Below are 12,889 nucleotides of genomic sequence, written 5' to 3' on the forward strand. Positions count from 1 at the left end.
GTCAATTCCTCTCGATCCGCGCGGCGAAGCAGCCGTTCGTCGCATATTGCGCATGGATATAGGCAACCGCCGGGTCGGCGAACAGGTCGCGGATCGCGCCGTCGCCGTCCTCGCCCGGCACGAGACGCGCTGCCGCGAGCATGCCCGCGCCGTCGAAGCCGCGAAACGCCATCATCCGTCCGGCAAAGGCCGGCGGCAGGCTGTCGTCGCAGGTCAGCGGGTGGACCCCTTCGCGCACATAGATCGCGTAAGCGCTGCGAAACGGGGTATCGACGTCGTGGCTGACATGGTGGAGCAGGATGAGTTCCTCGCCCTGCCGCGCATCTTCCAGACTGATGCGGCACGGGAAGCCGCGGTCGGCGGTGGCGGTGACGCGGCGCGCGCCATGCGCCGCGAGGCCGGCTTCGTCCATCGCGAAATAGGGGGCGAAGGGGTCGGGATCGAGCCCGGTGATCCGGTAGGTCATAAGGGTCCTTTCATTGCGTTGGAGCCCTTATGGCCGCGTGGGGCGAAGCCTGCGTCCCGATGCTTGCGTTCAAAGTTTGGGGAGTGGCGGATGGGTGATTTGGGGTGGGAAGCTGCCGTAAAGCCCTCTCCCCTTGAGGGGAGAGGATAGCGCAGCTTGCTCCGTCAGGAGCTAGCGAAGCTTGGAGAGGGGTGCTTGGACGCCTCTGGCGGTCGGAAACCCCTCTCAACTCCGGCTAGGCAGCAGGCTGCCAAGCCTGCGTATCTCTCCCCTCAAGGGGAGAGAGCATAACCCTGCGAACGGCAACTAACGCCCGAAAGCCGCCTTTCACGCCCCACAACCGTATCACTGTATTATAACATTGACACACCAATATCGATCCGCCACCCTCCCCACCTAACCAGGGGAGTCGGCAGCATGGCGACCATCGACGCATCTTTCGCGACCACCAGACCCGCGCGCGGTGCCGACTGGCTCGGACGCGCGGCGACCTTCTGCTACCTCGCCATCGCGGCGGGGCAATTGCTGTTCACCGCCTTCATCCTGCTCTTCTATTATCCCTCGTCGCTGTCGGGCGATTTTGCGGCGTGGAACGCCAAGCCGCTGATCAAGGGCTTCGTTCCCGGCGACACCGCAGGCAATCTCTTCTTCGCCGTGCATGTGCTGATGGCGGCGGTGATCACGCTGGGCGGCCTCGTCCAGCTGATCCCAGCGATCCGCGGCCGCTGGCCGGCGGTGCACCGCTGGAACGGGCGACTCTATCTTATAAGCGCGCTGGCGCTCGCGCTTGGCGGGCTGTGGCTCACCTGGGGACGGGGCACCTGGCTCAACCTGACCGGCGCGGTCGGCATCACGCTCGATGCGCTGCTGATCCTGACCTTCGCCGCCCTCGCGTGGCGCGCCGCCCGCGCGCGCCGCTTCGCCGAGCATCGCCGCTGGGCGATCCGGCTGTTCGTTGTCGCGAGCGCGGTATGGTTCATGCGCGTCGGTTATATGGTGTGGGGGCTCGCGACCGGCGGCGCGGGGATCGGCAAGGCGATGGACGGCCCCTTCGACCTGTTCCTTGCCTTCGCCAATTCGCTGCTGCCGCTCGCGGTCGCCGAGCTCTATCTGCGCGCCGGGGCGCATGGCACGCCGCTCGCCAGAAGGAGCACCGCGGCGCTGCTCGGCCTGTCGGGCCTCATCATCCTCGCGGGCAGCGCGGGGGCGTGGATGATGATGTGGAGCCCCTATATTTAGGGCAGACTCCCGCTTGTCTTCGCGTCGCCAGCGGCTAGGTTCGCCGCCATGACCCGCCTCCTCGCGCTGCTGCTCGCCTTCTTCGCCCTCACCATGCCCGCGCGCGCCGACGATATCAGCGCCGCGTCGCGCAGCGTCGTGCGCGTCGTCACCGTCGCGATGGTCGACGGCGAGGTCGTCGGCTTCGGCCATGGCAGCGGCATCGCCATCTCGCCGACGCGCATCGTCACCAACGCGCATGTCGTCGAATCGGCGGCGCGCTATCCCGACAATGTCGCGCTGGGCGTCGTGCCGTCGGAGGGGCAGAAGAGTTATGCCGCCAAGCTGATCGCGATCGACACCAAGCGCGACTTGGCGCTGCTCGAGATCACCGAGGGGCGCGTGCCCGCCGCCGCGATCTATTCGGGGCCGTTCGAATCGGGCGCCGACGTCGTCGCGCTGGGCTATCCGGGCAATGTCGATGCCGCGACCGCGCGCGGCGCCGCCGACTATATCACCCCGCGGACCCCGGTGCGCAGCGAGGGGAACCTCTCGAACACGCAGGGCGTCGACGGCGTCGCGATGCTGGTCCACACCGCGCAGATCGCGCGCGGCAATTCGGGCGGGCCGCTGGTCGACCAGTGCGGGCGCATCGTCGGCATCAACAATGCGATGACGCGCGCCGACGACGGCGATTCGCCCTTTTCCTTCGCGATCGCCAATCGCGAGCTGACGCGCTTCCTGACCGATGCGGGGCAGAGCTTCGGCAGCATCGGCACGCCGTGCCTGACGCTGGCCGAGGCCGACGCGCGCGACCGCGCCGCGCTCGACGCCGACGCGCGCGCCAAGGCCGCGGCGAACGCCGACAAGGACGCCGCCGCCGCGCTCGACCGCGAACTGCGCGAAACGCGCGCCGACGAGGCGGCGCAGGCCGCGCGCGAGAATCGCATGGCGCTGGCGGGGGTGCTCTTCGTGATCGGTGCGCTCGCCGCGGGGGCGGGGCTGATGTTCTATAATCAGAAGAATCTGAAGAACGCCAAGATCGCGGGCGGCGCGGGCGCGGCGCTGATGCTGGTCGCCGCGATCCTGTTCGTCACCCGGCCCAGTGGCCATGGCGATCTGCCCGCCGAGACCAAGGCCGGAACCGGCGGCGCCGACCTGCCCCCCGCGCTGGCCGAGGGCAATCTGCTCTGCACGATCCGCCCCGAGCGCAGCCGCATCACCGTGTCCGAAACCCCCGATGTGCCGGTCGCGATCGGCAAGGACGGCTGCATCAACGGCCGCACCCAATATGCGCAAGGGTCCGACGGCCGCTGGCAGCGCATCCTGGTCCCCAATGAGGAAGCGACGGTGACGATCGCGTCGATCGACGGCGCGGGGACCGACTACCGCGTCGACCGCTATCTGCTTGACGCCGAGACGATGGCGAAGGCGCGCGAGGTGCGCGCCGGCGTCGAGGTCAAGGGCTGCAGCGTCGCGCCCGACCAACTCGCCGCCCTTGCGACACAGCAGGACGCGATCCGCGCGGTGCTGCCGCCCAGCCCCAACGAGCGGCTGGTCTATTCTTGCCAGAAGCTGGCGAAGGGCGCCGCGGTCACCCCTGCGGCGGCGCCTTGAGGCCAGACGGGCGAGCCAAGCTCTCGACCCAGCGCGTCAATACCGCCTGCGCCGGTGCGGTGTAAGCGAGCTCGTGCCCCGTACCCGCGACCAAGGCGACGGTCGCATCGGGCCGCGCCGCCTTGAGCCTGTCGAGATTGTCGGGCTTGACCAGCGTGTCGGCGTCGCCGTGGAGCAGGAAGACCGGCGCCGCGACCCGGCCGAGCTTCGCCGCATTGTCGAAGCGGTCGCGCACCAGCCAGCGCGGGATGAGCGGCACCTGGCTCTGCACCACCGCGGGCAGGTCGGAGAAGCCCGAGACGAGGATCAGCGCGGCGACCTTATGGCGCCGCGCCATCTCGGTCGCGGGCCCCGAGCCGATCGAGTTGCCAACGACGACGATATCGTGCGGCGCCACCCCCGCGTCGGCCAGCCAGCGCATCGCGGCTTCGCCGTCGCGATAGAAGCCCGCCTCGCCCGGCGATCCCGGATTGCCGCCATAGCCGCGATATTCGGCGAGCAGCAGGCCATGGCCAGCTCCCGCGGGTCCGCGGGTCGCTTCGATCGCGCCGAGCATATTGTCGCCATTGCCGTGAAAGAAGAGCAGGGTCTTTTTGCCCGGCGCCGCGGGCCGGTAGAAGGCCGACAGACGCAGCCCGTCGTCGGTCGCCGTATGGACGAGTGCGAAACCCGGCGGCGGTTCGGCTGGATATTGGCCGGGGGCCGGAAAGAGCAGGCGGCGCTGCTGCGTATAGAGGATCGCGGTCGCCGCGAGCGCGAAGACCAGCAGGAACAGCAGCCCATTCGCCGCGATTTTCACCCCCCGCACGCCTTGAACAGCATCAGCGTGCGTTCGCGCGCCAGCTCGCTCGACGGCTCGTGATAATCCTTGCGACGGTCGCTGTTGAAGCCGTGGTTGGCGTCATAGACGAAGATCTGCGCGGTCGGATGGTCCTTCGCGATCAGCGCCTCGACCCCTTCCATTGGGATGCCCGCGTCGAAGCGGCCGAAATGGGCGATGGTCGCGCAAGCGGGCGCCTGGTCGGCGAACTGCGTGGGGACGAGGCTGCCGTAATAAGAGGATGCCGCGGCGAGGTCGGGGCTGATCTGCGCCATCCGCCACGCGACCGATCCGCCATAACAATAGCCGGTGATGAAGACGTGGCCGCGGCCCTTGAGCGCGTCGATGCAGGTTTGCGCATCCTTCAGGCTTTGCTCGAAGGGATGGAGTTCGCGCGCCAGCTGGACCGCGCGTTCGAACTGCGGCCCCGAATAGTCGCTCTCGAACCCCGGATGCTCGCGGTCGAAGATCGCGGGGGCGAGCACCTCATAACCGTCGGCGGCATATTCGTCGCACAGGTCGCGGATATGGTCGGTGACCCCGAAGATTTCCTGGATCAGCACGAGCCCGCCGCGGCGTTCGCCTTCGGGCTCGGCATGATAGACCGCGATCTCGGCGCCGTCGTCCATCGTCATCCGGATCATCTCGCCCATATGCGTACCCCTCATCCGTTTGGACTGAGCTTGTCGAAGTTCCGTCCTTCTGTCTCTCGATCTTTGAAGAAAGAACGGCCCTTCGACAAGCTCAGGGCGAACGGGTTTTGGAGGGCAGTGGGATTCACCCCACCCTCGCCTTGCATTGCAGCACAATCGTTGCTACGCGCGCCGCGACTGTGCAGCGGGGGTGTTTTCGGACGCCATGAAATCCGCGCAGCCATCCCCCAAGGGATCGTAGAAAAGGACTTTCGCGCGTGGAGAATTCCGGCGGCATTCAGGGCAACATCACGGCGGGCCTCGCGGGCCGCTATGCGGTCGCTTTGTTCGATCTGGCCCGCGAATCGAATGCGATCGACGCGGTCGCGGGGAGCCTCGCCGACCTCAGCGCAGGCCTCGCCGAATCGGCCGACCTGTCGGCGCTGATCGCGAGCCCCGTCGTCGGCCGCACCGACGCCGCGAACGCGATCGAGGCGGTCGCCAAGGCGATGAAGCTCGATTCGCTGACGACCAAGTTCCTCGGCGTGCTCGCCGACAACCGCCGCCTGGCCGATCTGCCCAGGATGATCGACGCCTATGGCGCGATCGTCGCCGATCACCGCGGCGAAGTGACCGCCAAGGTCACCAGCGCGCACCCGCTGACCGCCGAACAGCTGAAAGCGCTGACGGCGAACCTCAAAACCCGTGTCGGCCGCGATGTCGCGGTTGCCACCACCGTCGATCCCGCCATCCTCGGCGGCCTCGTCGTCCAGCTGGGCAGCCAGCTGATCGACGGGAGCATCCGTACCCGTCTCAATAGCTTCGCGACTGCGATGAAAGGCTGAATAATGGAAATCCGCGCCGCTGAAATCAGCAAGGTCATCAAGGACCAGATCGCCAATTTCGGGACCGAAGCCACGGTCAGCGAAATCGGTTCGGTGCTCTCGGTCGGCGACGGCATCGCCCGCGTCCACGGCCTCGACAATGTCCAGGCCGGCGAGATGGTCGAATTCGCCAATGGCGTGAAGGGCATGGCGCTCAACCTCGAAGCCGACAATGTCGGCATCGTGATCTTCGGGTCGGACTCGGAGATCAAGGAAGGCGACGTCGTCAAGCGCACCGGCACCATCGTCGACGTCCCCGTCGGCAAGGGCCTGCTCGGCCGCGTGGTCGACGGCCTCGGCAACCCGATCGACGGCAAGGGGCCGATTCTGGCCGACAAGCGCATGCGCGTCGAAGTGAAGGCCCCCGGCATCATCCCGCGCACCTCGGTTCACGAACCCGTCCAGACGGGCCTCAAGGCGCTCGACGCGCTCGTCCCCGTCGGCCGCGGCCAGCGCGAACTGATCATCGGCGATCGCCAGACCGGCAAGACCGCCGTCGCGATCGACACCTTCATCAACCAGAAGCAGGCGAACGCCGGCACCGACGAATCGAAGAAGCTGTACTGCATCTACGTCGCGGTCGGCCAGAAGCGCTCGACCGTCGCGCAGATCGTACGCCAGCTCGAAGAAAATGGCGCGATGGAATATTCGATCGTCGTCGCCGCGACCGCGTCGGAGCCCGCGCCGCTGCAGTATCTCGCGCCCTACACCGGCGTGACGATGGGCGAATTCTTCCGCGACAACGGCATGCACGCCGTGATCGTCTATGACGATCTCTCGAAGCAGGCCGTCGCCTATCGCCAGATGTCGCTGCTGCTCCGCCGCCCGCCGGGCCGCGAAGCCTATCCGGGCGACGTTTTCTATCTGCACTCGCGTTTGCTCGAGCGCGCCGCGAAGATGAACAGCGACAATGGCTCGGGCTCGCTCACCGCGCTGCCGATCATCGAAACGCAGGCGGGCGACGTGTCGGCGTACATCCCGACCAACGTGATTTCGATCACCGACGGCCAGATCTTCCTCGAAACCAACCTGTTCAACGCCGGTATCCGTCCCGCGATCAACGTCGGCCTGTCGGTGTCGCGCGTCGGCTCGGCCGCGCAGACCAAGGCGATGAAGAAGGTGTCGGGCTCGATCAAGCTCGAGCTCGCGCAGTACCGCGAAATGGAAGCCTTCGCGCAGTTCGGTTCGGACCTCGACGCCTCGACGCAGAAGCTGCTCAACCGCGGCGCGCGCCTGACGCAGCTGCTCAAGCAGCCGCAGTTCCAGCCGATGCCGTTCGAAGAGCAGACCGCGTCGATCTTCGCCGGCACCAACGGCTATCTCGACAATGTCGCGACGACCGACGTGTCGCGCTACGAAGCGGCGATGATCGCCTATCTGCGCAGCGACCATGCCGATGTGCTCAAGACGATCCGCGAGACCAAGGATCTGGGCGACGACGCCAAGAAGGGCCTGGTCGCGGCGCTCGACGCGTTCGGCAAGATTTTCGCGTAACCCACCCACCTCGTCACCCCGGCGAAGGCCGGGGTCTCGAAGGTGAGATCCCGGCCTTCGCCGGGATGACGACAAAAAGGTAAAAGACGGGACTTATGGCCAGTCTGAAGGAACTCAAAGGGCGGATCGTCTCGGTCAAATCGACCCAGAAGATCACCAAGGCCAAGAAGATGGTCGCCGCCGCCAAGCTGCGCAAGGCGCAGGCGGCCGCCGAGGCCGCGCGCCCCTATGCCGAGCGTCTCGAGCGCGTCGTCGCCAGCCTCGCGTCGAAGGTCGGCGCGTCGGATTCGGCGCCGAAGCTGCTGTCGGGCACCGGGAAGAGCGACACGCACCTGCTCGTGGTGCTCAACAGCGACCGCGGCCTGGCCGGCGCGTTCAATTCGAACATCGTCAAGGCCGCGCGCGACAAGGCGCTGGAGCTGCAGGCGCAGGGCAAAAAGGTCGTCTTCTTCCTGATCGGCCGTAAGGGCCGCCCGGTGATCAGCCGGCTCTTTCCCGGCCAGATCATCGAGCAGTATGAGACGACCGGCATCCGCGACATCGGCTTCGACCAGGCGAGCGACATCTCGGCAAAGGTCATGGAGCTGTACGAAGCCGGCGCGTTCGACGTCGCGCATCTCTTCTATTCGAAGTTCCGCTCGGCGCTGCTCCAGATCGCGACCGGCCAGCAGATGATCCCGGTTCCGCCGCCCGCCGACGTCCCCGCCTCGAGCGGCGCCGCGGTCGAGTACGAGCCCGACGAGGAAGCGATCCTCGCCGACCTGCTCCCGCGCAACGTCACCATCCAGATCTTCAAGGGCCTCCTTGAAAACGCCGCGTCCGAACAGGGCGCGTCGATGACCGCGATGGACAATGCGACGCGCAACGCGGGCGACCTGATCAACAAGCTGACCATCGTGTACAACCGTACGCGCCAGGCGGCGATCACCACCGAACTTATCGAGATTATCGCCGGCGCCGAAGCGCTGTAAGCTATCCCAGCAAGGAAGAATGTAATGGCAACCGCTCCCGCCCCCGAGAAGAAGGCTCCCGCCAAGAAGGCCGCCGCGCCCAAAGCTGCTGCGCCGAAGAAGGCCGCCGCTCCGAAGGCCGCCGCGACCGCCGGCACCGCCACGGGCCGCATCGCGCAGGTCATCGGCGCCGTCGTCGACGTCCAGTTCACCGGCACCCTGCCCGCGATTCTGAACGCGCTGGAAACCGAGAACAACGGCAATCGCCTCGTCCTCGAAGTTGCGCAGCACCTTGGCGAAAACACCGTCCGCACCATCGCGATGGACGCGACCGACGGCTTGACCCGCGGCCAGCCGGTGCGCGACACCGGCGCGCAGATCACCGTGCCCGTCGGCCCGCAGACGCTCGGCCGCATCCTCAACGTCATCGGCGAGCCGATCGACGAGCGCGGCCCGGTCAACAGCGACCTGTCGGCCCCGATCCACGCCAAGGCTCCCGAATTCGTCGACCAGTCGACCGAAGCCGCGATCCTGGTCACCGGCATCAAGGTCATCGACCTGATCGCGCCCTATGCCAAGGGCGGCAAGATCGGCCTGTTCGGCGGCGCGGGCGTCGGCAAGACCGTGCTCATCCAGGAACTGATCAACAACATCGCCAAGGGTCACGGCGGCGTGTCGGTGTTCGCGGGCGTCGGTGAACGCACCCGCGAAGGCAACGACCTCTATCACGAATTCCTCGACGCCGGCGTCATCGCCAAGGACGCCGACGGCAACCCGACCCCCGAGGGGTCGAAGGTGGCGCTGGTGTTCGGCCAGATGAACGAACCCCCGGGCGCCCGCGCCCGCGTCGCGCTCTCGGGCCTGACCATGGCCGAATATTTCCGCGACCAGGAGGGCCAGGACGTGCTCTTCTTCGTCGACAACATCTTCCGCTTCACCCAGGCGGGTTCGGAAGTGTCGGCGCTGCTCGGCCGTATTCCGTCGGCGGTGGGTTACCAGCCGACGCTGTCGACCGACATGGGCGCGCTGCAGGAACGCATCACCTCGACCACCAAGGGCTCGATCACCTCGGTGCAGGCGATTTACGTCCCCGCGGACGACTTGACCGACCCTGCTCCCGCAACCTCGTTCGCGCACTTGGACGCGACGACGACGCTGAACCGCGCGATTTCGGAGCTGGGCATCTACCCGGCAGTCGATCCGCTCGACTCGACCTCGCGCGTGCTGACCGCCGCGACCGTCGGCCAGGAGCATTACGAGACCGCCCGCCGCGTCCAGGAAACGCTACAGAAGTACAAGTCGCTGCAGGACATCATCGCGATCCTGGGCATGGACGAGTTGTCGGAAGAAGATAAGCTGGTCGTCGCCCGCGCGCGCAAGATCCAGCGCTTCCTGTCGCAGCCCTTCCACGTCGCCGAAGTCTTCACCGGCATCCCCGGCAAGTTCGTCGCGATCGAGGACACGGTGAAGTCGTTCAAGGCCGTCGTCGACGGCGAGTATGACCATCTGCCCGAAGCGGCCTTCTACATGGTCGGCGGCATCGACGAAGCGATCGCCAAGGCCGCGAAGCTCGCCGAAGACGCGTAATGAACCTGTGCACCTCCCCCGCGGGAGGGGCTCCAAGGAAGTGAAATGGCTCTGAAATTCGAACTCGTCACCCCCGCCCGCCTCGAGCGGACCGCGGACGTCTATATGGTCACCGTACCGGGCAGCGAGGGCGACTTCTCGGTGCTCGAGGGCCATGCGCCCTTCATGGCGACGCTGCGAAACGGCCCGCTGACCATCTATGCCAAGCAGGGCGCCGAGCCCGAGACGATCGAGGTCGAAGGCGGCTTCGCCGAGGTCAACGAAGCGGGCCTGACCGTCCTCGCCGAGCATATCGCCGGCTGATGCCTTAACCGCCCGATCCGGCAGAAAAACGCCCGCATCCCCTCGATGCGGGCGTTTTTGCGTCTGCCGCCCGGGCCCGCGCCACCCGGTCATTAGGACAATGTCAAAGTTTCCGCGCTATTCACCCTGTCGATTGGGGGTTCGTCCGCCTTGGCGGCGACACATCCATGGATATGATTCGGAAGCAGGACAGCATCATGAGCGCATTCGGACGCCGCCCCGGTACCGCAGGACGCCCCGCCTTTGGCGTGGCGAAGCCGATGCAGGGCGGCGCGGGTAGTGGCGGCGGCCAGTTTCCGGCGCTGGACATGGCGCCGATGGCCGATCCGGGCGTAACGGCGCCCGTCCCCGAAATGGAGGCGATGGAGCGGCTCAACCAGCGCTCGACGGCCGAGGCGATGGAGCCCGAAAAGGCGCAGGGCTTCGAAGCCAGCGTCCACAAGATCAAGGAACAGGTGTTGCCGCGCCTGCTCGAACGCGTCGACCCCGAGGCGGCGGCGACGCTCAGCAAGGACGAGCTGACCGAAGAATTCCGCCCGATCATCCTCGAAGTGCTCGCCGAGCTGCGCATCACGCTCAACCGCCGCGAGCAGTTCGCGCTCGAAAAAGTGCTGGTCGACGAGCTGCTGGGTTTCGGACCGCTCGAAGAGCTGCTCGCCGATCCCGACATTTCCGACATCATGGTCAACGGGCCGTACCAGACCTATATCGAACGCAAGGGTCAGCTGGTCATCGCGCCGATCCAGTTCCGCGACGAACAGCATCTGTTCCAGATCGCGCAGCGCATCTGCAACCAGGTCGGCCGCCGCGTCGACCAGACCACACCGCTCGCCGACGCCCGCCTCAAGGACGGCAGCCGCGTCAACGTGATCGTCCCGCCGCTGAGCCTGCGCGGGACCGCGATCTCGATCCGTAAATTCTCGGCCAAGCCGATCACGCTCGACATGCTGTGCCAGTGGGGCGCGATGAGCCAGAAGATGTGCACCGCGCTGAAGATCGCGGGCGCCAGCCGCTTCAACATCGTCATCTCGGGCGGTACCGGCTCGGGCAAGACGACGATGCTCAACGCGCTGTCGAAAATGATCGACCCCGGCGAACGCGTGCTGACGATCGAGGACGCCGCCGAACTCCGGCTGCAGCAGCCGCACTGGCTGCCGCTCGAAACGCGCCCCGCGAACCTCGAGGGCAATGGCGCGATCCACATGGGCGACCTCGTCAAGAACGCGCTGCGTATGCGCCCCGACCGCATCATCATGGGCGAGGTTCGCGGCGCCGAATGTTTCGACCTGCTCGCCGCGATGAACACCGGTCACGACGGGTCGATGTGCACGCTGCACAGCAACAGCCCGCGCGAATGCCTCGGCCGTATGGAAAATATGGTGCTGATGGGCGACGTGAAGATTCCGAAGGAAGCGATTTCGAAGCAGATCGCCGACTCGGTCGACCTGGTCATCCAGATCAAGCGCCTGCGCGACGGCTCGCGCCGCGTCACCAACGTCACCGAGGTGATCGGCATGGAAGGCGACGTCATCGTCACCCAGGAATTGTTCAAATTCGAATATATGGACGAGGACAAGGACGGAAAGATCATGGGCGAATATCGCTCAATGGGCCTGCGCCCCTACACGCTGGAAAAGGCGCGCCAGTTCGGCTTCGACCAGCCCTATCTCGAGGCCTGCCTCTAAGGCAGATAGCGGAGCTGTTTCCCGGCGAGTTCGGGAAACACCTTGCCCACCTTGGCGATCAGATAGTCGCCGTAAGTGCCGCCCGCATCATGGACGTCGAGGCCGTCCCAGCGCGGCAGCAGCCGCGCCGTCGCCGGAATCGGCAACGGATCGACCGACGCCGCAAAATCGGGATCGTAGAACAAGGGCCACGACAGCCGCTCCTGCCCCGATTCGTTGATCACGCGGTGCGGCGCCGAACGGAAGCGCCCGCGCGTCAGCCGCTCGAACATGTCGCCGATATTGATCACCAGGCTGCGCCCGCGCGGCGGCACCGCGATCCAGCTGCCGTCGGCCGCGCGCACCTCGAGCCCGCCGTGCCTGTCCTGCCCGAGCAGGGTGAGCAGGCCGTAATCGCTATGCTCGCCGACGCCCAAGTCGTCGGCCGCGCCGCCCGGCGGATAATGGAAGATACGGAACAGCAGGGTCGGACGCCGCGTAATCCCCGTCGCGAAATGATCGGCGGCGAGGCCCAGCGCGAGCGCCATCCCGCGCATCAGCGCCCCGGCCGCCGCGACCGCCGCCGCCAGATAATCCTCGACCGCACCACGCAGTTCGGGAAGCGCCGCGGGCCACAGATTGGCCCCGTGCAGCGGCCAGCCCGCTGCGACGCGCGCATCGCCCGGTCCCAGCTCCTCGCCCAGATACAGCCCCTCCTTGCGGTCGGGCCGCCCCGAGGTCAGTTCGCCGCCCAGCGGAAACCAGCCGCGCCAGGCGGTGCCGCCATAGGCCATCGCGATCGCCGCCTTCTCGGCTTCGGGCAGCGCGAAGAAGGCGTGGCTCGCCGCCTCGAGCCGCTCGGACAGGCCGTCGGCGATGCCGTGACCCTCGGCATAGAAAAATCCGAACTCGGCGCTCGCCGCGCCGATCGCTTCGGTGGTGCGCCGGACCGCGGCGACATCGTCCATCGCCCGCAGCGGCGCGATATCGATGACGGGCAGCGTGGTCATGCGCGCCCCTGATGCACCCAGAAGGCGAGCGCGAAGATCGTCACGCACGCCGACGCCAGCGCGATCCCGCGCCAGGGCATGAAGCCGACCTTGTCGACGTCGCGCCGATTGTTGCGGCGCCAGTTCGCCCATTCGGAGACGGCGCACAATATCGCGGCGCCGATGCTCACCGACAGCATGGACACTTGCATCTACGCCCTTCCCTTCGCACTATGGCCGTCCCCCAACCGGGCCGGCACCGACC

The 12,889-nt window shown here is 66.8% G+C and carries 13 protein-coding genes; 8 read left to right on the plus strand and 5 right to left on the minus strand.

Translation table 11 applies throughout. The features are described from left to right. Nucleotide 1 precedes the first annotated feature (1 nt). Nucleotides 2-466, minus strand: a complete 465-nt coding sequence (locus BWQ93_RS13610) for a DUF1203 domain-containing protein (protein ID WP_077031020.1) — start codon at nucleotides 464-466, stop codon at nucleotides 2-4. A gap of 417 nt (nucleotides 467-883) precedes the next feature. On the opposite strand from BWQ93_RS13610, the gene BWQ93_RS13615 reads away from it, so the two are divergent. After that, nucleotides 884-1,705, plus strand: coding sequence for a DUF2306 domain-containing protein (locus tag BWQ93_RS13615; protein ID WP_077031021.1), 822 nt, complete (start codon nucleotides 884-886; stop codon nucleotides 1,703-1,705). A 48-nt stretch (nucleotides 1,706-1,753) separates the two neighbouring features. Further along, on the plus strand, nucleotides 1,754-3,301 hold the full coding sequence (locus tag BWQ93_RS13620) for a S1C family serine protease (protein ID WP_077031022.1): 1,548 nt from the start codon (nucleotides 1,754-1,756) through the stop codon (nucleotides 3,299-3,301). On the opposite strand, the gene BWQ93_RS13625 is transcribed toward BWQ93_RS13620, so the two are convergent. Continuing rightward, nucleotides 3,279-4,100, minus strand: a complete 822-nt coding sequence (locus tag BWQ93_RS13625; RefSeq protein WP_077031023.1) for an alpha/beta hydrolase — start codon at nucleotides 4,098-4,100, stop codon at nucleotides 3,279-3,281. The genes BWQ93_RS13620 and BWQ93_RS13625 overlap by 23 nt on opposite strands. Then, the gene (locus BWQ93_RS13630) at nucleotides 4,097-4,774 is read right to left on the minus strand and encodes a dienelactone hydrolase family protein (protein WP_077031024.1); all 678 of its coding nucleotides are present in this window, start codon (nucleotides 4,772-4,774) and stop codon (nucleotides 4,097-4,099) included. The genes BWQ93_RS13625 and BWQ93_RS13630 overlap by 4 nt, the downstream gene beginning before the upstream one ends. 257 nt (nucleotides 4,775-5,031) lie before the next feature. Between BWQ93_RS13630 and BWQ93_RS13635 the strand changes: the two genes are divergently transcribed. The 6 genes from BWQ93_RS13635 to BWQ93_RS13660 all read left to right on the plus strand — a co-directional run bounded on the left by BWQ93_RS13635 (nucleotide 5,032) and on the right by BWQ93_RS13660 (nucleotide 11,656). Continuing rightward, entirely contained in the window at nucleotides 5,032-5,598 is a 567-nt protein-coding gene (locus BWQ93_RS13635) for a F0F1 ATP synthase subunit delta (protein ID WP_077031025.1), read from the plus strand. A 3-nt stretch (nucleotides 5,599-5,601) separates the two neighbouring features. Next, nucleotides 5,602-7,131, plus strand: a complete 1,530-nt coding sequence (gene atpA, locus BWQ93_RS13640) for a F0F1 ATP synthase subunit alpha (protein ID WP_077031026.1) — start codon at nucleotides 5,602-5,604, stop codon at nucleotides 7,129-7,131. A gap of 95 nt (nucleotides 7,132-7,226) precedes the next feature. After that, nucleotides 7,227-8,102 carry a F0F1 ATP synthase subunit gamma gene (locus tag BWQ93_RS13645; RefSeq protein WP_077031027.1) on the plus strand — a complete coding sequence of 292 codons (876 nt, stop codon included), beginning with the start codon at nucleotides 7,227-7,229 and terminating at the stop codon, nucleotides 8,100-8,102. A gap of 24 nt (nucleotides 8,103-8,126) precedes the next feature. Next, nucleotides 8,127-9,668 (plus strand): F0F1 ATP synthase subunit beta, encoded by a 1,542-nt coding sequence (atpD, locus tag BWQ93_RS13650; RefSeq protein ID WP_232314609.1) that lies wholly within the window; start codon nucleotides 8,127-8,129, stop codon nucleotides 9,666-9,668. Between the two features lie 45 nt (nucleotides 9,669-9,713). Then, nucleotides 9,714-9,971: an ATP synthase F1 subunit epsilon gene (locus tag BWQ93_RS13655; RefSeq protein WP_058809683.1), complete on the plus strand. Its 258-nt coding sequence runs from the start codon at nucleotides 9,714-9,716 to the stop codon at nucleotides 9,969-9,971. Nucleotides 9,972-10,168: 197 nt separating this feature from the next. Further along, complete coding sequence (locus BWQ93_RS13660) at nucleotides 10,169-11,656, plus strand: CpaF family protein (protein WP_077032412.1); 1,488 nt, start codon at nucleotides 10,169-10,171, stop codon at nucleotides 11,654-11,656. On the opposite strand, the gene BWQ93_RS13665 is transcribed toward BWQ93_RS13660, so the two are convergent. Both BWQ93_RS13665 and BWQ93_RS13670 read right to left on the minus strand, forming a co-directional pair. Then, on the minus strand, nucleotides 11,653-12,645 hold the full coding sequence (locus tag BWQ93_RS13665; protein ID WP_077031028.1) for an isopenicillin N synthase family dioxygenase: 993 nt from the start codon (nucleotides 12,643-12,645) through the stop codon (nucleotides 11,653-11,655). The genes BWQ93_RS13660 and BWQ93_RS13665 overlap by 4 nt on opposite strands. Then, entirely contained in the window at nucleotides 12,642-12,836 is a 195-nt protein-coding gene (locus BWQ93_RS13670; RefSeq protein ID WP_156878240.1) for a hypothetical protein, read from the minus strand. Before BWQ93_RS13670 ends, BWQ93_RS13665 begins: the two co-directional genes overlap by 4 nt. Nucleotides 12,837-12,889: the final 53 nt, after the last annotated feature.

The organism is Sphingopyxis sp. QXT-31 (assembly GCF_001984035.1).
In the GTDB taxonomy this organism is placed as follows: Bacteria; Pseudomonadota; Alphaproteobacteria; order Sphingomonadales; family Sphingomonadaceae; genus Sphingopyxis.

Coding starts and splice junctions, on each gene's coding strand:
- BWQ93_RS13630 (WP_077031024.1), bottom strand. CDS start 4,774: ATGGGCGAGATGATCCGGATGACGATGGACGACGGCGCCGAGATCGCG.
- BWQ93_RS13670 (WP_156878240.1), bottom strand. CDS start 12,836: ATGCAAGTGTCCATGCTGTCGGTGAGCATCGGCGCCGCGATATTGTGC.
- BWQ93_RS13615 (WP_077031021.1), top strand. CDS start 884: ATGGCGACCATCGACGCATCTTTCGCGACCACCAGACCCGCGCGCGGT.
- atpD (WP_232314609.1), top strand. CDS start 8,127: ATGGCAACCGCTCCCGCCCCCGAGAAGAAGGCTCCCGCCAAGAAGGCC.
- BWQ93_RS13645 (WP_077031027.1), top strand. CDS start 7,227: ATGGCCAGTCTGAAGGAACTCAAAGGGCGGATCGTCTCGGTCAAATCG.
- BWQ93_RS13660 (WP_077032412.1), top strand. CDS start 10,169: ATGAGCGCATTCGGACGCCGCCCCGGTACCGCAGGACGCCCCGCCTTT.
- BWQ93_RS13655 (WP_058809683.1), top strand. CDS start 9,714: ATGGCTCTGAAATTCGAACTCGTCACCCCCGCCCGCCTCGAGCGGACC.
- BWQ93_RS13665 (WP_077031028.1), bottom strand. CDS start 12,645: ATGACCACGCTGCCCGTCATCGATATCGCGCCGCTGCGGGCGATGGAC.
- BWQ93_RS13620 (WP_077031022.1), top strand. CDS start 1,754: ATGACCCGCCTCCTCGCGCTGCTGCTCGCCTTCTTCGCCCTCACCATG.
- atpA (WP_077031026.1), top strand. CDS start 5,602: ATGGAAATCCGCGCCGCTGAAATCAGCAAGGTCATCAAGGACCAGATC.
- BWQ93_RS13610 (WP_077031020.1), bottom strand. CDS start 466: ATGACCTACCGGATCACCGGGCTCGATCCCGACCCCTTCGCCCCCTAT.